This window comes from Paracoccus sanguinis (assembly GCF_012689545.1).
Taxonomy (GTDB): Bacteria; Pseudomonadota; Alphaproteobacteria; order Rhodobacterales; family Rhodobacteraceae; genus Paracoccus; species Paracoccus panacisoli.
Genome location: NZ_CP051542.1, coordinates 331027 through 353950, shown reverse-complemented (window position 1 = coordinate 353950; position 22924 = coordinate 331027). Strand labels below are relative to the sequence as shown.

The window sequence follows — 22924 nt, the reverse complement described above, 5'->3', positions numbered from 1 at the left end:
GTCATGCCTCGCGTTCGGGCTTGAAAGCGAGAAGCCGCAGCGCATTGAGCGTGACCAGCACCGTTGCGCCGGTATCGGCGAGGATGGCAATCCAGAGCCCGGTGATCCCGAGGATGGTCGTCACCAGAAACACCGCCTTGAGGCCGAGCGCGATCGCCACGTTCTGCCGGACGTTGGCCATTGCCGCACGGGCGAGCCGGATCATCGCCGGGATATCGATCACCCGGTCGCGAAGGATCGCCGCATCGGCGGTTTCCAAGGCCACGTCGGTTCCTGACCCCATAGCCACGCCGACATCCGCCTGTTTCAGCGCGGGGGCGTCGTTGATCCCGTCGCCGATCATCATCACGCCACCGTGCTCGCTCATGTCGCGGATCGCCGTGAGCTTGTCCTCGGGCATCATGTCGGCCTGGAACTCCATGCCGAGGCCCCCGGCAATGGCAGCGGCCGTGCGCGGATTGTCTCCGGTCAGGATGACCGGGGCGACACCCATGTCCTTGAGCTGCCGGACCGCCTCGGCCGCGTCCTTGCGGGGTTCGTCGCGCATGGCGATCAGGCCGAGCGGGGTCTTTTCACGGAACACCGCAACGGCGGTCTTGCCCTCTTCTTCGAAGACGGTGGCCTGGCGCAGGCCAGGATCGTCGAGGCCGCCGTTCTCCATCGCATGGCGGGGGGAGGTCACCCAGGCCGCTGCGTCCCCGACTGTCGCGATCACGCCCTTGCCCATCAGCGCCCTGGCATCGCGCGACGGCAGGGCTGCAACGCCCGCTTCCGTGGCCTTGTTCAGGATGGCGATGGCCAGCGGATGGCTGGATCCGGTCTCGACGCCCGCCGCCACGGCCAGAAGCTCGGCCTCGGTGGTGGCGCCGAAGGTCACGATATCGGTAACCATCGGCCGCCCGTGGGTCAGGGTGCCGGTCTTGTCGAAGGCGATGCGGCTGACCTTCGAGGCCGCCTCGATCACCGCGCCACCCTTCATCAGCAAGCCGCGCCGCGCGCCGGTGGATAGCGCCGAGGCGATTGAGGCCGGAACCGAGATGACCAGCGCGCAGGGGCAGCCGATCAGCAGAAGCGCAAGGCCACGATAAATCCAGGTATCCCAAGGCTGAGCGAAGGCCAGCGGCGGCACCAGCACGACCAGCGCCGCCACGGTGACGATGGCGGGCATGTACCAGCGGCTGAAGCGGTCGATGAAGCGTTCGGTCGGCGCGCGGGCCTCCTCGGCTTCTTCGACCAGACGGATGATGCGGGCGATGGTGTTGTCCTCGGCCGCCTTCGTGACCATTACGCGCAGCACGGCCTCGGTGTTGATCGACCCGGCAAAGACCGGATCGCCCGGCCCCCGCGTTTTCGGCATGCTCTCGCCGGTGACCGGGCTTTCGTCGATGCCGGATGTGCCCTTGGCGATCTCGCCATCCGCCGGGACGCGGTCGCCGGGGCGGACGAGCACGAACTGCCCGACCCGCAGGCTGGCGGCCGGAACCTCTTTCGTGACGCCATTCAGTTCAAGAAATGCGGTCTTCGGCACCAGATTGGCCAGAGCCCGAATGCCGTCCCGGGCCTTGCCCGCCGCGACACCTTCCAGAACCTCGCCGACCGCGAACAGGAACACGACCAGTGCCGCCTCCTCGGCCGCGTCGATGAAAAGGGCGCCGATGGCAGCCACGGTCATCAGGCTTTCGATGGTGAACGGTTGGCCCAGCCGCAGGGCGGCAAAGGCGCGTTGCGCCACCGGTGCCACGCCGATCAGGCAGGCGGCGACAAAGGCCCACTTGCCGAACTGAGGCGCCAGCAACTCTATGCCCCAGGCCACCGCCAGTAGGAGAGCGGTAAAGATGACGAGCTTGCCCTTGCCCGTCTGATACCAGCGCTTGCCGCGGTCTGCCGGGTCGTCATGGACATGGCTGGGGCTGCCGTGGCCGCTTTCGTCTCGTGTCGCGGCCGTGCCGGCCTTCGGGCCGCCGGGCATCACAAACTCGTTCTTGGCCGCCGCGGCGCGTGGTGCGATGCCGTATCCAAGGGCCCGGACCGTCTTTTCAACCTTGTCGCGGCCGGTCTGCGCCTCGTCCAGGGTCAGGCGCAGACGCTCGGACATGATGCCGACCTCCACGCCGCTGACGCCGGGGAGGCGCCCGACCGCATCCTTGATCTTGGTCGCGCAGGAGCCGCAATCCATGCCCGAAACGGTCCAGTCGCAGGCCGTCGCTGTTTCCACGTCGGTTCCCGTCATCGTCTTTCCTTCGCCCCGATCGGGCAGTTGCCTTCATCGAATCGGGAACTTAATGTCTCTAGCTACTGTAGCTTCAAGAGGGAATCTGATGCTCACCATCGGAAAACTGGGTGAGGCGGCCGGGGTGAAGGTGCCGACCATCCGCTACTACGAGCAGATCGGCCTCCTGCCCGAGCCGGAGCGCAGCGCCGGCAACCAGCGTCTATACGGAAAGTCCGCACAGGATCGGCTGGCTTTCATTCGCCACGCGCGCGAACTCGGGTTTCCGCTGGACGCCATCCGCGACCTTCTGAGCCTCTCCGACCAGCCCGACCAATCCTGCGCAGCCGCCGACATCATCGCGAAGGAGCAACTCGCTGCGGTGAAGGCCCGGATCGCGCAGCTGACGGCGCTGGAAGCCGAGCTGGAGCGGATGATCCGGCAATGCGCACAAGGGACCATCGCCGACTGCCGCGTAATCGAGTCGCTGAGCGACCATTCCCACTGCGCACATGACCACGACGTGCCGACGGCGGCGGCTGAATGACGGCGCTGCCGACCTTGACGATCTATGCCGCCGCGGCTTTGGCGCGAGATCGCGGGCTGTTTCGCCATTGTGGCGCCTCGGCGCCTCCGCGGCTTCGCTCGGGCCGGGCGTGGCGAGCCTGATCGCCTTCGGCCGGTTCCTGGCGCAGATCGACTCCGAAGCGTCTGCATCGTGGCGTCGATCCTCTGGACGTGGCTGGCCGAGCGACCCGATCGCCCGGACGTGACAGGCGGCCGCGTCTGCCTTGCGGCGCTGCCGTGAACCCGCCCGGCCCGCGCAGCGCTGGGCATAAATCCACGCGCCGCCCTCGAACTTCTGGGGACCAGAGGAACCAAAACTGTCTCTCGACCGATTCTTGGGCAAAGGGCTACCCTTTTCCGGCGAGGATCGAGTGGTTTGCGCCTGCAGGGTGGATGGAGCCGCCTTGATCCGCCGGCCAGTACGAACGGAGGCGAACCTGATGTCCAGAAAACTGTCAAAGGATCCGGATGAACGTCAGCGCCGTACGCTCTGGACGGTTCTGCTGCTGAATGTTGCCATTGCGTTCGGCTTCTTCGCGACCGGCGCACTGGGCGACTCCAGTGCGCTGATCGCCAACGGTCTGGACAACACCTCCGACAGCTTCGTCTACGCCATCAGCCTTTTCGCGCTGTCTCGTTCGGACAAATGGAAGCGTTGGGCCGCGAACTTGTCGGGGGGCCTGCTGCTGATTCTGGCGGTTGGCATCCTGATCGATGCTGTTCGTCGCTACTACACCGGTTCCGAGCCGCTCGGCCCGCTCATGATTTCCATGGCGCTCATTGCCGCGGTCGTGAATGGCGTCTGCATCCGGCTTCTTGGTCGACTCGAGGATCCGGACGTGAATGTCAGAGCGGCCAACACCTTCAGTATCAACGACTTCATTTCAAACGGCGGAATTCTCGTCGCAGGCGGTCTCGTCTGGTGGCTGGGCAGCAATTGGCCCGATCTGGTGGTCGGTATCGCCGTCGCCGGCGTCGCCGCTTGGGGCGGCATCGGAATCCTGCGCGACGCGCATGGCGAGCACCACAAGGCGGTCCATCAAGGTGACGCCGAGACCTGAGAGAGAAGACGATGCCTCACGATCACGGCCACGCCCATATCAGCCCCGCGTCCCGCGACCGGCGGGTCACCATTGCTTATCTGGGCCAACGCGCTTGACCGGCGCCCAGATTGTCTGCCGAATCCTCTCGGGCAGCCTCGCCCTCAGCGCCTTCGCGCGCGCAAGATCGCACGGCGGCCGGCGGACGAGCGCATGACCTTCGGTCATGATCGGATCGACGTTGTCGCAGCAGGCTCACCAGCGATCTCCAGTGTCTTCCTCGGGCGGCGGACAATCTCGTACTGGATTTCGGGCTCGCCGTACTGCAGGCAGTGCAGTTCCCGCGTCATGCCGCGAACCGGGCCCAAGCAAGTTCCATGACCTTCAGTTCGAGATCGTCGAGCACCTCTACGTGCAGTTCGACGCCCCTTCGCCTCACTGACGTAGCAAGAGCCCGGCTACCGGCGCGCGCGGGCGCGCTCAGAGGAGGTCCCGGCCGGCGCGAATGTAGCCCATCGGATCGACCGCTTCACCGTTCACGCGCACCTCGTAGTGGAGGTGGGATCCCGTGGAGCGGCCCGAGTTACCCATGTCGCCGACCCGCTCGCCGCGCGCAACTTCCTGGCCCACCTCGACGCGGATGGCGTTGAGGTGCGGGTAGCGGGTCTCCAGACCGAAGGGGTGGCGAACGATGATGATCCGCCCGTAGCCGTTCTGCCAGCCGGCGAAGGTGACGACCCCGTCGGCCGTGGCGTAGACGGGGGTGCCGACAGGCCCTGCCATGTCGACCCCTTTGTGCATTTGCCCCCAGCGCCGGCCAAAGGGCGAGGTGTACCGGAAGGCGTCCTGGACCGGCATGGCGAGCGGCAGCGATTCAAGGGCCAAGCGATAGTGGCTGAGCTCGTCGAGCCGCTCGAGAATGCGGTTCGCGCGCACGGTCTCGTCATCCAGCGAGGCTATTCCCCTCGTGGAGACCGCAAGGGGAACCAAGGCTTCCTTCGGGGCTGAGTGACCATCGCCAGCGGATGCGAGTACCGCCTCAGAGTCCAGTCCGGCCTCACGGAGCACCTCGTCGAGCGGCTCCACCGAGGCGATCAGAGCCTCCTCGATCTGCAGCAGGATTCGATTACTCTCGGATTTTCTCAGCCGCAGATCGAACTCCAGCTCGCCGGCAAGAAGAACGGCCTCCTTGTGACCTGCCACGGGCTTTTTCCTCCATCTGTGACTAGAGTCCGGCCCAACGAGAGGACGGACGAAGATGAAGAAGGCACGACGGACCGAGGAACAGATTATCGGTATCCTTCAGGAGCATGATGCCGGCGCGAAGTGCGCAGATCTGTGCCGCAAGCACGGCATGTCGGAAGGCACATTTTACGCTTGGAAGGCGAAGTATGGCGGGATGACGGTGTCGGAGGCGAAGCGGCTGAAGGCACTCGAGGACGAGAACGCCAGGCTGAAGCGCTTGCTGGCTGACCAGATGCTCGACATGGCTGCGATGAAAGAACTGCTGTCAAAAAAGTGGTAACGCCCGCCGTGAAGCGCGAGGCTGTCGCGCACCTGAAGGCCCATCTCGGGCTGTCGGAGCGGCGGGCGTGCCAGATTGCCGGGGCGGACCGGACGATGGTGCGCTACCAGTCCCAGCGAGCGCCGGACACGGCGCTGCGCGGGCGGTTGCGGGATCTGGCCAACGAGCGGCGCAGGTTCGGCTACCGGCGGCTGTTCGTGCTGCTCAGGCGCGAGGGAGAGCCATCCGGGATCAACCGCATCTATCGGCTTTACCGAGAAGAGGGCTTAACCGTGCGTAAACGCAAAGCGCGCCGCAAGGCCCTCGGAACGAGGGCACCGATCCTGATCGAGACACGAGCCAATGCACGGTGGTCGCTGGACTTCGTCCATGACCAGTTCGCCTGCGGGCGGCGCTTCCGGGTGCTGAACGTGGTTGACGACGTCACCCGCGAATGTCTGGCGGCGATCCCGGACACCTCGATTTCGGGCCGCCGCGTGGCTCGGGAACTGACGGCGCTGATCGAACGCCGCGGCAGGCCTGGAATGATTGTCAGCGATAACGGGACAGAGCTGACATCGAACGCGATCCTGAAGTGGTGCGCCGAGCACAAGGTCGAATGGCATTACATTGCGCCGGGCAAGCCGATGCAGAACGGGTTCGTCGAAAGCTTCAACGGCAGGATGCGGGACGAGCTTCTGAACGAGGCCCTGTTCCGCAACATCGCCCATGCCCGTGACCTGATCGCTGCCTGGGTCACGGATTACAACACCGAAAGGCCCCACTCGGCCTTGGGCTACCAGACCCCTGTAGGGTTTGCCGCGAACCTGAACCCCGCAATCGCCCGCCCCGCTGCGCGAGATGAAAGCTCCGCGCGCCGGGCGATTGCTCAACCCGCGCCAACAGGCGTAAACAAAAACCGGGCTCAGGTCGCCGTTGGATGAAAGTTCAGTGGCAGGTCACTTGGCCTTGGTGGCGGCCTGATCACGCTCGACCACCGTTTCGGTCAGGGCGAGGGTCAGTAGGTCGAGTGTGGCGGCGAGTTCCTCAGATCTCGGGTCCTGCGACGCAGACACTGCGGCAGCGCGCGCGTCCATCGTACGGCGCAGAGTGGCCTGGGCCGCCTGCAACTCGCTCTCCATCTCGCGGCGGCGGGTCTCGAGCGCAAGCAGGTCGCTCTGCATCGACGACATCTGCACCGTGGCGGCTGCAAACCGCTCTTGGGCCGCGAGTGCTTCCATCGCCTGCTGGTCGCGCTCCCCGCCGAGTGCGAGAGCGCGGTCCTCAAAGAGCGCCTGCTCTCGCTTGGCCTGCTCGCGCATGGTTAGGAAGTCGATGGAGTTCATGATCAGGACTGACGTGACCGTCAGGCACCACGCCACCAGAAACGCTCCACCAGCCCAGGCGAGGGCCTGCCTTCCGGGGCTCAGGCGAACGAACCGGACATGGTCGCCGGACCGGATGAACAATCTTCGCTCCGGAAGGACGCAACCCACAAGCGTGCGTAGTCCTCGGATTGGTCGAAGGGTCAAATGTCGTCGTCCCACGTTGACGCGGCCTTGCCCGCCGTCCGCGTGTCCGCTTAGTTGGGAGGCGCTCGCCTCGCAACCACCCACGTCCTTCCGGTCAGCCGACTAGAGCCGAAGACGCACAAATCGGCGGAAGGCTGCCTGCGGACCTGTAAAAGGAACCCGGTTGCCACGGGTGCAACTAGCCCCGTAGCCGGTCGCCATGACTCAGCGATCGCCCTTCCGCTACTTCAAGACCTCGCCCGAGAGCCGTAACGCCACCGTCCCGCGAGGGGAAGGAGGTCGAAGCCGGGGAACTCTCGCGCTTGCGCGTCATTCGTTGTGGAAGCGGGGCCCATCGACGTCAAAGCACAATCTGAAGGAGATCGCCTGGAATTCGCACTAATGAATCAACGTGTTAAAGGGCAGAGAAGGTTCGACGGCAGGCCCATCCCCTCCGCCAGTTTCCGACGCTGACGCAACCTTATGCGCCGTCGCCCCACGGGCGAAGTGGCGGACCGGCCTCGCCTTGCGTATCCCTGAGCGGAATTGACGGGAGACGACCATGACAGCTTTTCACGAGACGCGGCACGGGCGGCGACTGGCGTACCGAGCGCTGCCTGCCGTGGCCGAGGGGCCCGGCGTGGTGTTCCTGCACGGGTTCCGGTCCGACATGGAGGGGACGAAGGCGCTCGACCTTGCCGACTGGTGCGGGGCGACGCGGCGGGGGATGCTGCGGTTCGATCTGTCGGGGCATGGGCTTTCGACCGAGCAGGGGGCGGTCGAGGACTTCGGGATCACCGACTGGCTCGAGGATGCACGTGACATCATCGCCGCGCGGGCGCCGGGGCCGCAGGTGCTCGTGGGGTCGTCGCTCGGCGGCTGGCTGGCGCTGCGGCTTGCGCGCGAGGCGCCCGAACTGGTGGCGGGGCTGGTGACCATCGCCGCCGCGCCGGACTTCACGACGCGGATGGAGCAGGGGTTCACCGACGCCGACCGGGAGGCGCTGCGCACGCAGGGTGCGGTCACCCGGCCGAGCGCCTATGGGGCCGATTACGTCTTCTCGCGCCGGCTGTTCGAGCAGGGCGCGGCCGAGCGGCTATTCGACCAGCCGCTGCCGTTGCCGATGCCGGTCCGAATGTTCCAGGGGACGGCGGACGAGGATGTGCCGATGGGCGAGGCGCTGCGGCTTCTCGATCATGCGGAGGGGCCGGACATCCGCCTGACGCTCGTCAGGGGCGCCGATCACCGGTTCAGCGAGCCGGGCCAACTGGCGCTGATCCGCGCGGCTGTGGCCGAACTCACCGGCGCCGAGGCGCAATAAGGAAAAGGCAGGCGCCACCGCGCCTGCCCTTGGTCTCGATCAGACGAAGCTGATCTCGAAATGCTCGCCCATGTCGGGCTTTGCGCCGGTCAGCTTGGACTTGGCGATCTGGTACATGAACCCCAGCCCGCCGTCGGTCGACCACACTTCCGCCGCGCTGAGCGACAGGCGCAGCAGCCGGACGTCGTCGTCCTGCTTGCCGTCCTCGAACCAGCTCGAGGCGACCGCATTCCAGATCTCGTCCAGCTTCTCGCGGTCGTCCGACAGCGACAGCTCGCCCTCGATCCGCGCGTACAGCTTGCCGCCCTGGCTCGAGACGACATGGACCGCCTTCTTCGCGCCGCCGGCGACCGCTTCGGCGAGGTCGGTGCCCTCGGCGGTGATGAACCACAGCGCATCCTCGTCGGGGTCGGCGTAATGCGACATCGGCACCAGCCGCCAGTCGGGGTCGCAGCCCAGCATGCCGGCGTTCACGTCGTCGAGGCGTTTCCAGAAGGTCTCGCGGTCGCTCATCTCGGGGTTCCTTTCGGGTTGACCCCCTAGAAACGAGGCCGCCCGCCGGCGGTTCCGGCGGGCGGCGAGAGATGCGGCGGTGTCTGCCTCAGACGGCGATCTTGGAATCGTCGTCCGGGCCGAGCGGGCGGGTGTCGCCCTTGACCTGCCCGCCGCGCTTGCGCTTGGCTTTGGGCGTCTGGGTCTTGCCGGTGTGCTCATCCATGAAGTCGAGCACCAGCGGGCGGATGTTCAGCCGCCAGCTCTTGCCGGCGAAGATGCCGTAGTGGCCGGCGCCCGGCTCAAGGTGCTGGGCCTTGCGGTCGTCGGGCACGCCGGTGCAGAGCGCCAGCGCTGCGACGCACTGGCCGGGGGCCGAGATGTCGTCGTTGGCGCCCTCGACCGTCATCACCGCCACATCGCGGATGGCGCCAATGTCCACCGGCTTGCCATCGACCGAGAAGCTGTTCGAGGCGATCTCGCCGCGCTTGAAGATGCGGTCCACGGTCGAGAGGTAGAACTCGGCCGTCATGTCCATCACGGCGAGGTATTCGTCGTAGAACTTGTTGTGCTTGTCGCCCTCGGACCCGGCGCCGGTCGCCTCGGCGAAGATCTTGTCCATGAAGGCCTTGCGGTGGGTGTCGGCGTTCATGGCGATGAAGGACGACAGCTGCGCGAGGCCCGGATAGACCATCCGGCCGGCGCCGCGATACTTGAAGCCGACCTGCTGGATGGCGAGGTGCTCGAGCTCGCCCATCGTCACCCGGTTACCGAAGTCGGTGACCTCGGTCGCGGCGGCGTCGGGGTCGATCGGGCCGCCGATCAGGGTCAGGGTGCGGGGCTGCGCGTCGGGGTTCTCGGCCGCGAGGATCGCGGTCGCCGCCAGCGTCAGCGGCGCCGGCTGGCAGACCGCGATGACGTGCAGGTCGGGCCCGAGGTGGGACATGAAGTCGACGAGGTAGCGGGTGTAGTCCTCGACGTCGAACTTGCCCTCGCTCACCGGGATGTCGCGGGCGTTGTGCCAGTCCGTCACCCACACGTCGCAGTCTGGCAGGAGCGACGTCACCGTCGAGCGCAGGAGCGTCGCGTAGTGCCCCGACATCGGCGCGACCAGCAGCACCTTGCGCTCGGCCGGTTCGCGCCGGGCGACGCGGAAGCGGACAAGGTCGCCGAAGGGGCGCTCGATCTCGGGCTCGACATAGACGAGGTGGTCCTGGCCTTCGGACCCGGGGATCGGCGGGATCTCCCAGTCGGGCTTGATGACCATGCGGGCGAAGCTGCGTTCCGTCACCCGGCCCCAGGCCGAGAGCAGCTTGAACATCGGGGACGGGACCAGCGCGAAGATCGGGTAGGACGCGATCGCCCTGGCCGAGGCCCCCATCCATTCGTTGGTGTTCCGAAACGTCTCCATCGCGTCGTACGACACGATCCCTCGATAACCCTTGTACGCCATATGCACCGTCCCTTTCCGCAGGCCGACATGCAAAGTCCGGTTTACGCCTTTCGTCAACCGAGTCTTAATGGGGGTAGGGTAGGGAGGACAGCACGACATGGCCACGACGCGGGACGAGGGCGCACGGGATCAGGCGGACGGCAAGGGTCCGGCAGGCGGGGCCGAGGGGGGCGCGACGGCGCCGCGCCGCGCCTCGGGTGCGGCGGCCCGGCGTCCGGCGAAGGCGCCGGCGTCTGCGAAGGCCGCGGGCGCGGGCGAGTCTTCAGGGGCTGACGCGGGCGCTGGCGCCGACGGCGCGGCCGGGAAACGCGGGCGCGCCTCGGGATCGCGCGGGTCGAAGTCGTCCGCGGACGGGGCCCGGCGGAAGGGCGCCCGGGCGGCGGCTGAGGCCGCCGGCGCGGCGGCGGCGCGTGGGGCAGGGACCGCCGAGGCGAAGGGCGGTGGCGAGACGGCCGGACGGCGCGGCAAGGGTCCGGCCAAGACGGACGGTGCCGCGACGAAACCGGAGGGTGAGACGAAACGCCGCACTGCAGCAAAGTCGGATGCTGCACCTGCGAAGGCGGCGACCGCGACGGCGCGGGGCCCCCGCGGCGCGGGGGGCGAATCACGGCCTTCGACTGATTCTTCGGGCGCCGAGGCCGCCGCGACGACCGCCAAGCCAGACACGGAACGGACCGAGGAACGCGCCGAGACCGCCGCCGAATCCCAGCGCGCGCCGCAGTCCGGCCCCGCCGGCTACCGCGGCGACATGGCGACCGCCGCCAGCACCCTCGCCGCCACGGCGCCCGCCGACGACGAGGCCGCGCGCAACCCGCTCGCCATCGCCGGTCTGCCTGCCCGCCTGGCCGAGAACATCGAGCGGATCGAGGCCCTCGGGCAGCGGCTGCTGGCCGCGATGGCGGCCAAGCCCATGCACAGCCCCGCCGTCGAAGGCCCGGGGCCGGAGCTATACGGCTCGGTCGCACAGGCGTGGCTGAAGCTTGCCACCGAGCAGCCGGCGCGGCTGATCGAGCAGCAGGTTCGCTACTGGGGCGAGACGCTGCGCCACGTCGCGGCGGCGCAGGGCGCCTTTGCCCGCAACCTCGCCGCGCCCGAGACCGACACCCCGCCTGACCGGCGCTTCAAGAACCCGCTGTGGACCACGAACCCGTTCTACAGCTTCGTCATGAACCAGTATCAGATCAACGCCGAGGCGATCCGCAAGGCGGCCGCCGATCTGGACATCCCGGACGAGACCGACCGCCGCCGGATCGACTGGTTCACCCGCCAGATGATCGACATGCTGGCGCCGACCAACTTCCTCGCCACCAACCCCGACGCGCTCGAGCGGGCGATCGAGACCGAGGGCGAGAGCCTCGTGCGCGGGCTCGAGAACCTCGTGCGCGACATCGAGGAGAACCGCGGCGACCTCGTCGTGTCGCTGTCGGACCGCAGCGCCTTCCGCGTGGGCGAGAACATCGGCACCACGCCGGGCGAGGTCGTCTATCGCACCCCGATGCTTGAGCTGATCCAGTTCCGGCCGAGCACCGAGACGGTGCACCGGACCCCGGTGATCGTGTTCCCGCCGTGGATCAACAAGTACTACATCATGGACCTCAAGCCGCAGAACAGCCTGCTGCGCTGGATCGTGGCGCAGGGCTATACGCTCTTCGTCGTGTCGTGGAAGAACCCCGGCACCGAGGCGGCCGAGCAGTCGATGGACGACTATGTCTCGGCCTATCTGGACGTGGTTGGCAAGGTGCTTGAGCTGACGGACGAGCCGCAGCTCAATGCCGTCGGCTACTGCATCGCCGGGACCACGCTCTCGACCACGCTGGCACTGATGCAGCAGAAGGACGACGACCGGATCAAGTCGGCAACGCTCTTCACCACGCTGACCGATTTTTCCGATCAGGGCGAGTTCACCACCTTCCTGCAGGACGATTTCGTCGGCGGGATCGAGGACGAGGTGGCGCGCACCGGCTATCTCTCGGCGCAGCTCATGCAGCGGACCTTCAGCTTCCTGCGCGCCAACGACCTGGTGTGGGGGCCGGCGATCCGCAGCTACATGCTGGGCGAGGCGCCGCCGGCGTTCGACCTGCTCTACTGGAACGGCGACGGCACCAACCTGCCCGGCAAGATGGTGACACAGTATCTGCGCAACCTCTGCCAGAAGAACGCGCTCGCCGGCGAGGGGTTCGAGATCCTCGGCCACACGCTGCACCTGCGCGACGTGAAGGTGCCGATCTGCGCCGTCGCCTGCGAGGCCGACCACATCGCCCCCTGGCTGCACAGCTGGAAGGGCGTGGCGCAGATGGGCTCGGACGACCGGCGGTTCATCCTGTCCGAGTCCGGGCACATCGCCGGGATCATCAACCCGCCGACCAAGGTGAAATACGGGCACTACACCTCGGAGGCCGGGTTCTCGGGCAGCGCCGACGACTGGCGCAAGGCGGCGGAGTACCACGAGGGCAGCTGGTGGAACCGCTGGGGTGACTGGCTGGCCGAGCGGTCCGGCCCGATGGTCCCGGCCCGCACGCCCGCCGAGTCGCTCGGGCCGGCGCCGGGAACCTACGTGCTCGAAAAGGCTTGATTGTTTGCCCGGGCCGGTGCGCCGGCCCGGGCTATCCCCAAGCTGCGGCGCGCGCGCTTGCGGCGACCGCGGCGGGGACGGGAGAGGGGCAGAAATATTTTGCTGCACCGCAGCAAACCCTGTTGAAATGCTGCGACGCAGCATTTATCAATGAGGGCAGACGACAAACCCGCGACCACCACGCTTACGAGGATGACTTCGATGGCCAAGACCCCCGACTTCACCAAGCCGTTCCAGGACATGATGCAGAACTTCCCGGTCGACACCTCGTCGATGACCGAGGCGTTCAAGACCCAGTCGCAGCTGGGCGAGAAGATGACCCGCGTCGCGCTGCAGGCCGCCGAGCGCTCGACCGAGATCTCGGCCGCCTGGGCCAAGGACACCATCGCCCGCATGGGCGAGCTGGCGACCTCGAAAGAGCAGCCGGCCGACTATGCCAAGGCGATGTCTGACTTTGCCTCGGCCGCCGCGGAACTCGCCGCCGAGCACATGTCGGCCTATGCCGAGGTTGCCAAGCGCGTGCAGATGGACACCGTCGATCTGCTGATGAACGCCGGCAAGGAAGCCCAGGGCGACATGCAGCGCATGGCCGACACCGCGGCCCGCAACGTCAAGGACGCGACCCGCAAGGTGCAGGACGCGGCCGCCGAGGCGACCAACAAGGCCAAGGGCTGATCCAGCCCTGTTGTACGGCTCGCCCTGATGGGCGGGCCGGCCCGGTTCACGAGGACGCGCGCCCCCGCGAGGGGCGCGTTTTTCTTTTGCAATTGCAACGCTTCGGCCGCAAACTTGCCGCAATTGCACAGGACGCGGCCCATGCCCCCCGAGAAGCCTACCGAGACCGACCAGCCCCCCCAGCCGCTGCTGATCAAGCGCTATGCGAGCCGCCGGCTCTACAACACCGAGAGCAGCGACTACATCACGCTGGACGAGATCGCCCGGGTGATCCGCGAGGGGCGCGAGGTGCGGATCGTCGACCTGCGCTCGGGCGACGACCTGACGCGGCAGTACCTGCTGCAGATTATCGCCGAGCACGAGGCCCGGGGCGAGAACGTCCTGCCGGTCGACGTGCTGACCGACCTCGTGCGCAGCTACACCGCGCAGGCGCAGTCGGTGGTCCCGCAATTCCTGGCCGCGAGCTTCGAGATGCTGAGAGACGGGCAGTCGAAGCTGCTCGAGCAGATGACGAGCCTGCAGCATCCGATGGCGTCGATGCCCGGCTTCGCCGAGATGCAGCGCCAGCAGCAGGCCTTCCTGCGGGCGATGATCGGCGGCTGGTCCGGCAGCAGCGGACCCGCGCCGGACGACGACGCCGAGGCGCCGCAGGGCAAGCCGGCCGCCGAGGCTGCCCGGTCCCCCGCCGCCGAGGCCGAAGAGATCCGCCGCCAGCTGGCCGCCCTGCAGGACCGCATCGCGCGGCTTTGACGCCCGACCCGACGGGTCGTGCTGTGGTGGCTGTTCGTCCCCGCTTGCGCACTTTCCTGCCCCAAGCTAAACCCCACCGGCACGGACGGTTGGCCGAGTGGTCGAAGGCGCACGCCTGGAAAGTGTGTAGGCGGGGAACCGTCTCGAGGGTTCGAATCCCTCACCGTCCGCCATCATCCGAATACTGAGTATGGTCATCTGTGCTGAGCAGACGATCGGCATGATCTTTCGCGAAGATGAGCGTAATTTCGTCAAGGTCGACGCAACGACGTTGTGCGCCGCAGTCTGCGTCTCTATATGATCGCCACGCCGCGAATTACGGTGACGGTGCGAAGAGGTCCGCTTGCGCCATTTCTGATCGCACCGACCCCTTGCACGAACCGTCCCCCCCGGGCGGTTTCGGCGCAAGCCGGCGCGTCGCGGAAAACCAAGGCGGCGATCAGGGCCTCATTGCTCGGATCCAATGTGGCGAAACCTCCCGAACGCCTTGACATCGAACCGTGAAAAGCTGCTCTAGTCTGACCGAGACACAGTTCAGGATGCGGAACAACTTAAGAAGAACCATTGCTCCCGCCTCCTAGCGCTCGACGATTGCGAGCAGCCGTCCCGAATGCGCGACGTGTGATGAAACACATTGTTGCGCTCAATTAGACCAGATCCCCATGTCCTATGCCTCTCGCACCATTGGTGCCGTGATCGATGACGTGAATCGAACCTATTTCCTGCCTGCGATCCAGCGTCCCTATGTATGGTCCACCGGCCAGATCACCGCGCTGTTCGATTCGCTGCTGAAGGGTTATCCGATCTCCAGCTTCATGTTCTGGGCGGTGGATGAGGACACCAAGGCTGAGCTGAGCTGCTACAAGTTCATCGAGAACTATCAGCCCGACTTCATGAACGAGCCTACCCGCGCCGAGGGGCGGCAGGTCATCCTGGTGCTTGACGGCCAGCAGCGTCTGACCTCGCTTCTGGTAGGTTTGCGGGGGACCTTTTTGGAAAAGGCCAAGGGTAAAAGGCGCAGCAATCTCGCCGCCTGGTCGTCCAAGAGCCTGTACCTCGATCTTTTCAAGGATCCCGACCCCCGAGCTCTGGATGAGGAAGACGGCGACGAATTCGGCGTGACCTATGGCCTTGCCTTCCACGAGCGTCGTCCAGCAAACAACCATCGCAGACATTGGTTCAAGGTTGGTTCGATCCTGGATTATCCCACCGAAGAACGGCTGGAAGCCTTGATCGCGAAGGTAAAGACCGAGTTCCATCCCGGCGTCTCGGACTGGGAAAAGACCCTTGCCGAAGACACGCTGCGCCGCCTTTATCGGGTGATCTGGCGCGACGAGGGCATCAACTTCTACACCGAAAACGATCAGTCCGCCGACCGCGTGCTCGACATTTTTGTGCGCGCGAACGACGGCGGCACCAAGCTGTCAAAGGCCGATCTGCTGATGTCGATGATCACCTCGAAGTGGTCCAGCGGAACGGCGCGCGAGGATATTGGCGGCCTTGTTGACAGGATTAATAAAGGGATCGGCGCCCCGAACAAGATCACCCGAGATCTCGTGCTGAAAGCCTGTCTCGTGGTCTGCGATTACGATGTGGTCTATAACGTCCGCAACTTCACCACCGAAACCATCGCTGACATCGAGCGCAACTGGGATCGCATCGGACTGGCCATCGAAAACACGTTCCGGTTGCTCAACCGGCACGGCCTGACCGGCGACAACCTCGGGTCTTTGAACGCGGTTCTGCCCCTCGTCTATTACATCTACCACACGCCGGAATTTGACTTCCGCGGCTCGACCGAGTTCGAGCGGGTGAATGCGTCAGCGATGCACTATTGGCTTCTGAACAGCCTGTTGGTCAGCGCCTTCGTGGGGCATTCGGACCAGACCATTGCCACGGCCCGCGCAACCGTTCGGGAACATCTGCGTGTCGCCCGCGACTTTCCTACGCATAAGCTTTTCGAGGCAATGGGGAAGGGGGGCCGGCTGTCGAAGGTGGATGAGCGGACTGTCGAAGAACTGCTCGAAATGCAATACGGCAAGCCACGCACCTTTGTGGCGCTGTCACTGCTCTATCAAGGTGTCGACTGGAACGGGTCGACTTGGCATGTCGATCACATCATTCCACAGGCCGATGCGCAAAAGAACGTCCTGCGCGGCCGCAATCTGCCCGAACACCGTATCGAGGAGATCGTTGCTGCCTCGAACAGTCTTGGGAACCTCCAGCTCTTGCGCAGCGACGAGAACATCGAGAAAGGTGCGCTTCCGTTCAGATCCTGGATTACCGGCAGACGCAGGGATTTCTACGCACAGCACATGATCCCTGAGCGCCTGGAACTTTGCGATGTCACCTCGCTTCCGGAGTTTGTCCGAGAACGAGAAAAACTGATCCGCAAACGACTTTTGCAGCTGCTTGGCGGCGGAGAGGCCATGAGCGAGGCGCCTATGCCGTATGCCCTGGAAGACCAGAGATAGGGCCCGGCAATGGGTGTCATCATGATTATCCTTGTCGTGGTCCTGATAATCTGGATTGTCGGCGCTATCGTCGTCGTGGGGCCTCAGCGCAGAAGGGATCGACTGGCCGTTCAGGCTGACCTGCCTCCTCGCTGTCATATCGTTCCCCATCAACGAAACGATGGCGTCGTTGCGATCGATCCAACAGAAGCCACTGATTTGGCCGAGGCAATGGTCAGCCCTCCGACCCGGGCCGAAATCAGCGTAGACATGCAAGGACGCGAAGAGCTGAAAGCCCAGTGTCTGGCGCTTCTGAAAGAAGCTGCGCATGAGCATCCGGCTGGGCACAGCAAACTCGTTGCGCGCTACGTCATGCGATCACGGAACGACAATCGGATCGAGTTGATGTTTGAAAAGAGCGACAAAAGTCGCGCCAACCTCTGGCTCGCAAGCCGGTACGGTGCCGAGCTGATGGATGTCGGTATCCGCTGTCGCGCCTATCCAGCCTCGGCGATTTATCAGGATGCAGCTCCTGGCGGAAAGAAGGTCTATGGCCGTCACTCCGCCCTGAAATCGATGCGTGATCTGGCCCACGCAGATCTCATCCGGCTCACGATCGATCGTCCCGCGCAGATGGAGACTATTCTCCGAAAACTGGATGCGGCGTGACCCGAATTGGATTTCGGTGATCTCCGTCCCTCACGGCAACACCGGATAGAACGGGCGCCCCCAGTCGTCGTTGGGGTTTTCCATCATCAGGTCGGCAAAGATCGGGAGCAGGAACGTGAGGATCGCCGCGCCGTCGCGGACCTGGGCGCGGTTGATGCTGCTGTTCCATGTCGCCCCGCCGTGGACCAGCTGGTTGCGCAGGACGTAGAGGCGGTCGAACACGAAGCTCAGCACCCGGGCGGTGTCGCCGCTCTGGAACGCCTGGGCGAACGACTTCGCCGACGCCTTGAAGCGCTCCTCCCAGTCGGCGAACCCATCGATCCCGTTGTGGTGCTGCCAGAAGGGGTGGAAGACGTACCGGTTCTCGAGAAGCAGCCGGACGGGGCCCGAAAACCGCTGCCAGACGGCCTTGTAGATGCGACGGTCACTGTCCAGCGCCGTCAGGCGATCGAAGTAGCCGAGGAAGGCCGCGCGTTCGCCCTGCGGGACCGACTGGAAGGCGCGCTCGTCGGCATAGGCGGCATTGAAGGCGATCCAGAGGAAGATGAAGCGCGCGTCGTCGTCGCCCTCGCAGGCCTCGGCGCGGCCGATCCAGCTGATGGCGCGGTGGACGCGCAGGCCCATCGTCTGGGGGAACCCCGCCCGGATGGCCCGCTGCTTGTCCTTGAGCGCGGCGAAGGTCAGGGTGTCGGGCATCGGCGGCCTCCTTTCGGGATCGATCACGGCATGGCGGCAAAGTCGGGGCGGCGGTAACCCTCGACGAGGTCACGCAGCGCCTGCGGCGCGACGACCTCGACCTTGTCACCCCACTGGTAAAGGTGCCACGCCATCTCGAGCCAGCCCGCGGCGTGGAAGCGGACGATCAGGCTGCCGTCCGGCTGCGGTTCCAGGACCTGCCGCGGGTGAAAGCGGAAGCCCGCGGCGCGGTCGGCGGCCTCGCCGGCGAAGCGCCAGACGACCTCGCCGTATTGCGCGGGGTCCTGCCAGACGCCGAAGGCCTGGGCGGCGTAATCGGCGATCGAGAACCCGTCGACGAAGGCGAAGCTCTCGTGCGGCGCCTCGGCCTCGTGGATCAGGTCGATGCGGAAGTTCCTCACCTCGTCGGCCTTGGCCGGATCGCGCGCCGCAAGATAGGTCCGGTGGCCCAGCAGCACCCCGTGCGGTTCGAGGATGCGGGGCGCGGCGTCCCGGCTGTAGCGCACGCGCAGGCGGAAGGGACCGCGCAGCGCCTCGATGATCGCGTCGAGGATCTCGGGCCGAAGCCGGACCTTGGGTCCCGGCCGCGTCACCTGGCCCATCGCCATCAGCACGGCCTCGGCATCCGCCTCGACCCGTGCCCGCGCTTGCGCTCGGGACAGGAGACCGTCGCGCAGGTCGTCGAGCGCCCGCGCATGGCGCAGCCGCCCCTCGGTCTGGGCCGTCCGGGCCGCGATCTCGAGCGCCTCGAGCCCGGTCTCGTAGCGCAGTTGCAGCGCGGAGAGGCCGGGGTCGCGCAGCCGCCAGCGGCGCTTGCGGTCTTCGCCCTCGGTGACCTCGACGTTGCCGAAGCTTTCCTCCAGCGCCGCGGTCATGCGCTGCGCGGTGCGGTGCGAGATGGCGAACTCGGCGCGGATGTCGTCGAGCGTCACCCCCCCCGCGCCGGGCAGCGGCCATCTGCGCCAGACGGATGAGACCCTGCGCCTTGGAAAACGACATGAGGTGCGCAAACCTGTCAGGAATTGACACCCCGGCAGGCTAGGTGTGTCACCGCGTCCTGTCGAGCCGATTCACGAGTGCTCGTTCTGGCGTCGGGGCACGGCAGGGCGCACCAGAGAGCATAGGAGACTGCACATGGCTGGTCGGGTGATCAGGATTGAACGGGTTGCGCCGCGCAAGGGCGTCGTGGAGGCGCCGGTCCGGACGGAAAAGGGGTATCAGCTGGCCGATCCGGCGCACGGCGCGGACAAGCACAAGGTCGCGCACGCGGTGTACGTGGAGACGCTGGAAGAGGCGGCGTCGCTCATCGCGCGCGGTTTCTCGCTGCGCATGGGGGCCAAGGGAAAATCGCCGTCGCTCGTCGCACGGGACAGTCTGCGGATCGTGCGCGAGGAAGCGGCTCAGGCCGGCTGACCCTTGCACGCGCGCTGGCGACCGCGCCCCGTCAGCCGCCCGCCTTGCCTGCGCGGCGTAGGTGATCGAGCAGAAGATCCGACGCGAGCACGTCGCGTCGGATCGCAACGTTGCTAGGGAAAGGAGCACCACCATGCGGCATCTCGACGGCGACATCCTCCTGTCGGCGACCGACCTGATGCGGTTCATGGGCTGCGCCCATGCCACCACGCTCGACCTGGGACGGCTGCGCGGCGAGGGGCCTGAGCCGGGCGAGACGACCGAGGACGCGCTGCTGCTGCAGAAGCAGGGCGACGCACACGAGTCGGGGCATCTGCAGAAGCTCAAAACCGCCGGGACATCGGTGATCGAGATCCCTCGCAGCGATCTGGCCGCGGACGCGCAGGCCACCCGTGCCGCGTTGGCCGAAGGCGCCGAGGTGGTGTTCCAGGGCGCCTTCCTGTCCGGCAACTGGGGCGGCTGGTCGGATTTCCTGCAGCGCGTCGACCGTCCCTCGGATCTGGGTCCGTTCAGCTACGAGGTGGCCGACACCAAGCTGAAGCGCAGCGTGCAGCCCAAGCACGTGCTGCAGCTCGTGCTCTATTCGGACCTTCTGGCCAAGGTGCAGGGCGTGGCGCCCGAGTTCGCCCACGTCGAACTCGGCAGCGGCGAGCGCGCCACGCTGCGGTTGGCGGACTTTCAACACTACGCCCGTGCGGCGCGGGCGCGGCTCGAGGCGTTCGTGGCCGACCCCCGGCCGACCCGACCGGTCCCGTGCGCCGATTGCGCGCTCTGCCGCTGGGCGGGACACTGCGAGGGGGTCTGGCAGGCCGAGGACAGCCTTTTCAACGTCGCCAATGTCTCCCGCGGGCAGGTCAAGAAACTCGAGGCCGCGGGCGTTGCCACCATGGCGGCGCTGGCGGCCTTGACGGAGCCGGTGCGCGGCATGGCCGCGGGCACGCAGGCGCGGCTGGTGACGCAAGCGCGCCTGCAGCATGGCCGCAAGTCCGGCGCGCCCGCCTTTGAGCTGCGCGCCCCGGAACCGGGCAAGGGCTTCGACCTGCTGCCTGAGCCGCAGCCCGGCGATCTCTTCTACGACATCGAGGGCGACCCGCATCACGAGGGCGGCCTCGAATACCTGCACGGTGTCTGGGCCGATGGCCAGTTCCGCCCCTTCTGGGCGCATGACCATGCGGCCGAGGCCGAGGCGCTGGTCGCCCTGCTCGCCTTCTTCCGCGAACATCTCGAGGCGTTTCCGACGGCGCGCATCTATCACTACGCGGCCTACGAGATCACCGCGCTGCGCCGCCTGACCACGAAATACGGGATCAGCGAGGCGTTCCTCGACCGCCTGCTGCGCGAACGTCGGTTCGTCGATCTGTTCGCCGTGGTGCGCGGCGGGCTGTTCGCATCGGAGCCGAATTATTCGCTCAAGTCGCTCGAGGCCTTCTACGACCTCGTCCGTGCCGGCGAGGTGACGACGGCGGGCGGCTCGGTCGTGGCCTATGAACGCTGGCGCGAGACGCACGAACAGCGGATTCTGGACGAGATCAAGGATTACAACCGCATCGACTGCATATCGACCGAGGCGCTGCGCGACTGGCTGGTCGGGATCCGTCCCGCAGGTGCGTGGCCCGCGCTGGCGCCCGAGGCCGCGCTGAAAGAGGCGGAGGAGGACGCCGAAGCCCAGGCCCTGCGCGACCTTTTGTCCGGGTCGGATCTGCCCGAGGAGAGGCAGGCGATGCTGTTCGACCTCGGCCTCTTTCACAAGCGCGAGGCCAAGCCTGCCCAGTGGGCGGTGTTCGACTTGGCGGCGCGGGACGATGACGAGCTGATCGACGAGCTGGATGCCCTCTCTGGGCTCGAGGCCATCGGGCCGGTGCTGCCGGTCAAGCGGTCGTTCACGCGCAGCTATCGCTACCCGCCGCAAGAAACCAAACTGCGCGCCGGCCAGAAGGCGACCGTCAGCGTGCCGGATGGGGCGCCCGTGTCGGTGCTGATCGACAGCCTCGACCGCCGCTTGCGGCAGATTACGGTCAAGGTCGGTCCCGGCAAGGAACATCTGCTGACCCCGCGTCTGACGCTGGGCCCCGACTGGCCGCTGAACACCGATGTGATCGCGTCGGCCCTGCGCGACGTGATCGCCGATCAGTGCGGCCCGCGGACCTATCGCGCCGTCGACGATCTGCTCGCGCGGACGGCGCCGCGTCTGACGAGCGGGCCGCTGCTGCCGGTGGCCGACCCCGTGGCCGGCACGATTGCGGCCGTGGGTGCGATGGACGAAACCGTGCTGCCCATTCAGGGCCCGCCCGGCACGGGCAAGACCTATGTCGCGGCCCGGGCGATCCTGTCGCTCGTCCGTCAGGGCGCGCGCGTGGGCGTGACCTCGAACAGCCACGAGGCGATCCGCAACGTCCTGATGGGCTGTCTCAGCGCGCTGGAGGACGAGGATCTGCCGTTCGCGCTCGATCTCGTTCACAAGACCAGCGGGGACGTCGACGGCTATCCCGACGATTGTCCGGTCCGCCGCACCGGCAGCAATGACGAGGCCGCCGACGCCCGCCACGTCGTCGGCGCCACGGCCTGGTTCTTCACCCGCGACGAGAACGTGCAGGCCTTGGACTGGCTGTTCGTGGACGAGGCCGGACAGGTCGGGCTGGCCAACATGGCGGCGATGGGCCGCGCCGCGCGCAACATCGTGCTGATCGGTGACCCGCGCCAGTTGCCGCAGGTGATCCAGGGTGCCCACCCCGAACCCGCGCACCTGTCGTGCCTCGACTGGATGCTGGGCGAGCACGCGACCGTGCCGCCGGACCGCGGCATCTTCCTGCCGGTCACGCGGCGGATGCACCCGGCCGTCTGCCGCTTCATCTCCGATCTGGTCTACGAGGGGCGTCTGGCGAGCCACCCGGATACGGGCCGGCAAGCCGTGCGCGGCACCCGCTTCCCCGAGGCCGGCGCGCACTGGGTCCCGGTGCCGCACGACGGCAACGCGCAGATCGCGGCCGAGGAGGTGATCGCGATCCGCTCGGCCGTGGCCGAGCTGCTGACAGGCAGCTGGACCGACAAGGACGGCACCACCCGGCCGATGCAGGCCCGCGACATCATCGTCGTCGCCCCCTACAACGCCCAGGTGAACGCCCTGCGCGACGCGCTGCCGGACGACATCCGCGTCGGAACGGTGGACAAGTTCCAGGGGCAGGAGGCGCCGGTCTGTCTCGTGTCGATGACCGCGTCCTCTGCCGAGGAAACCTCGCGCGGCATGGAGTTCCTGTTCTCGCTCAACCGGATCAACGTGGCCGTCTCCCGTGCCAAGGGGCTGGCGCTGGTCTTCGGCGCGCCGCGTCTGCGCGAGGCGAAGTGCGACACGGTCGAGCAGATGCGGCTGGTGAACACACTTTGCGCGCTTCCGGCGCTGTGAGGCTGGGAGCGCGTGCTAGAGGCGGCATCGGCGGCTGCTGGCAGGGCAAAAGTGGTCGGCGGCGCAGTTGCGGTGCGATGCGGTGAGCGCTGGCGCGGCCCGCCGGTGGCCTGATCACACGTTACACCGCTGGCCTGCGGAGGCTCACGCTCGCCCCTTCCGACCTGATACGCAGCGTCTTCCAGCCTCACTTTCGTTG

Annotated in this window: 18 protein-coding genes, 1 tRNA gene and 1 pseudogene; 13 read left to right on the top strand and 7 right to left on the bottom strand. The window is 66.7% G+C overall.

What is annotated here, in order from left to right; all coding sequences use genetic code 11:
- Position 1: 1 nt before the first annotated feature.
- Positions 2-2230, bottom strand: coding sequence for a heavy metal translocating P-type ATPase (locus HGN31_RS01610; protein ID WP_052042061.1), 2229 nt, complete (start codon positions 2228-2230; stop codon positions 2-4).
- 88 nt (positions 2231-2318) lie between these two features.
- Between HGN31_RS01610 and HGN31_RS01605 the strand changes: the two genes are divergently transcribed.
- The 3 genes and pseudogenes from HGN31_RS01605 to HGN31_RS16380 form a co-directional block, all read left to right on the top strand.
- Positions 2319-2756 (top strand): MerR family transcriptional regulator, encoded by a 438-nt coding sequence (locus HGN31_RS01605; RefSeq protein WP_036700253.1) that lies wholly within the window; start codon positions 2319-2321, stop codon positions 2754-2756.
- 460 nt (positions 2757-3216) lie between these two features.
- Positions 3217-3837: a cation efflux transmembrane domain-containing protein gene (locus tag HGN31_RS01595; RefSeq protein WP_052042060.1), complete on the top strand. Its 621-nt coding sequence runs from the start codon at positions 3217-3219 to the stop codon at positions 3835-3837.
- 11 nt (positions 3838-3848) lie between these two features.
- Positions 3849-4068: pseudogene (locus tag HGN31_RS16380) on the top strand (cation diffusion facilitator family transporter); the annotation flags it as partial.
- Positions 4069-4296: 228 nt separating this feature from the next.
- Here HGN31_RS16380 and HGN31_RS16245 read toward each other — a convergent pair.
- Complete coding sequence (locus HGN31_RS16245) at positions 4297-5019, bottom strand: M23 family metallopeptidase (protein WP_211096317.1); 723 nt, start codon at positions 5017-5019, stop codon at positions 4297-4299.
- Positions 5020-5074: 55 nt separating this feature from the next.
- On the opposite strand from HGN31_RS16245, the gene HGN31_RS01575 reads away from it, so the two are divergent.
- A protein-coding gene (locus HGN31_RS01575; protein WP_168781936.1) for an IS3 family transposase occupies positions 5075-6264 on the top strand; the annotation gives its coding sequence in 2 pieces (ribosomal slippage) (positions 5075-5327 and positions 5327-6264; 1191 coding nt in all).
- A gap of 15 nt (positions 6265-6279) precedes the next feature.
- Here HGN31_RS01575 and HGN31_RS01570 read toward each other — a convergent pair.
- On the bottom strand, positions 6280-6816 hold the full coding sequence (locus HGN31_RS01570; RefSeq protein WP_244961101.1) for a DUF5930 domain-containing protein: 537 nt from the start codon (positions 6814-6816) through the stop codon (positions 6280-6282).
- 577 nt (positions 6817-7393) lie between these two features.
- Between HGN31_RS01570 and HGN31_RS01565 the strand changes: the two genes are divergently transcribed.
- Complete coding sequence (locus HGN31_RS01565) at positions 7394-8152, top strand: alpha/beta hydrolase (RefSeq protein WP_168782131.1); 759 nt, start codon at positions 7394-7396, stop codon at positions 8150-8152.
- A 39-nt stretch (positions 8153-8191) separates the two neighbouring features.
- Here HGN31_RS01565 and HGN31_RS01560 read toward each other — a convergent pair whose 3' ends face one another.
- Positions 8192-8665 (bottom strand): pyridoxamine 5'-phosphate oxidase family protein, encoded by a 474-nt coding sequence (locus HGN31_RS01560; RefSeq protein ID WP_168782130.1) that lies wholly within the window; start codon positions 8663-8665, stop codon positions 8192-8194.
- Between the two features lie 88 nt (positions 8666-8753).
- Entirely contained in the window at positions 8754-10097 is a 1344-nt protein-coding gene (phaZ, locus tag HGN31_RS01555; protein ID WP_168782129.1) for a polyhydroxyalkanoate depolymerase, read from the bottom strand.
- A 748-nt stretch (positions 10098-10845) separates the two neighbouring features.
- Here phaZ and phaC point away from each other — a divergent pair.
- From phaC to HGN31_RS16375, 6 genes are all read left to right on the top strand, one after another.
- Entirely contained in the window at positions 10846-12669 is a 1824-nt protein-coding gene (phaC, locus tag HGN31_RS01550; protein ID WP_168782128.1) for a class I poly(R)-hydroxyalkanoic acid synthase, read from the top strand.
- Between the two features lie 201 nt (positions 12670-12870).
- Positions 12871-13344, top strand: a complete 474-nt coding sequence (locus HGN31_RS01545; protein ID WP_036708509.1) for a hypothetical protein — start codon at positions 12871-12873, stop codon at positions 13342-13344.
- Positions 13345-13485: 141 nt separating this feature from the next.
- Positions 13486-14094 carry a polyhydroxyalkanoate synthesis repressor PhaR gene (gene phaR / locus HGN31_RS01540; protein ID WP_168782127.1) on the top strand — a complete coding sequence of 203 codons (609 nt, stop codon included), beginning with the start codon at positions 13486-13488 and terminating at the stop codon, positions 14092-14094.
- An 83-nt stretch (positions 14095-14177) separates the two neighbouring features.
- Positions 14178-14267: transfer RNA gene (locus HGN31_RS01535), tRNA-Ser, on the top strand.
- A gap of 489 nt (positions 14268-14756) precedes the next feature.
- Positions 14757-16568, top strand: a complete 1812-nt coding sequence (locus HGN31_RS01530) for a GmrSD restriction endonuclease domain-containing protein (protein WP_168782126.1) — start codon at positions 14757-14759, stop codon at positions 16566-16568.
- 9 nt (positions 16569-16577) lie between these two features.
- The gene (locus tag HGN31_RS16375) at positions 16578-17216 is read left to right on the top strand and encodes a hypothetical protein (RefSeq protein ID WP_244961099.1); all 639 of its coding nucleotides are present in this window, start codon (positions 16578-16580) and stop codon (positions 17214-17216) included.
- A gap of 30 nt (positions 17217-17246) precedes the next feature.
- Here the strand turns inward: HGN31_RS16375 and HGN31_RS01520 are convergent, their stop codons facing one another.
- Together HGN31_RS01520 and HGN31_RS01515 are read right to left on the bottom strand one after the other, a co-directional pair.
- Positions 17247-17912, bottom strand: a complete 666-nt coding sequence (locus HGN31_RS01520) for a HEPN domain-containing protein (RefSeq protein WP_211096316.1) — start codon at positions 17910-17912, stop codon at positions 17247-17249.
- 23 nt (positions 17913-17935) lie between these two features.
- Entirely contained in the window at positions 17936-18844 is a 909-nt protein-coding gene (locus HGN31_RS01515; protein ID WP_244961097.1) for a helix-turn-helix transcriptional regulator, read from the bottom strand.
- Between the two features lie 202 nt (positions 18845-19046).
- Here HGN31_RS01515 and HGN31_RS01510 point away from each other — a divergent pair, with 202 nt between their 5' ends.
- Entirely contained in the window at positions 19047-19325 is a 279-nt protein-coding gene (locus HGN31_RS01510) for a hypothetical protein (RefSeq protein ID WP_036700261.1), read from the top strand.
- Positions 19326-19458: 133 nt separating this feature from the next.
- Complete coding sequence (locus HGN31_RS01505) at positions 19459-22725, top strand: TM0106 family RecB-like putative nuclease (protein ID WP_168782125.1); 3267 nt, start codon at positions 19459-19461, stop codon at positions 22723-22725.
- Positions 22726-22924 lie beyond the last annotated feature (199 nt).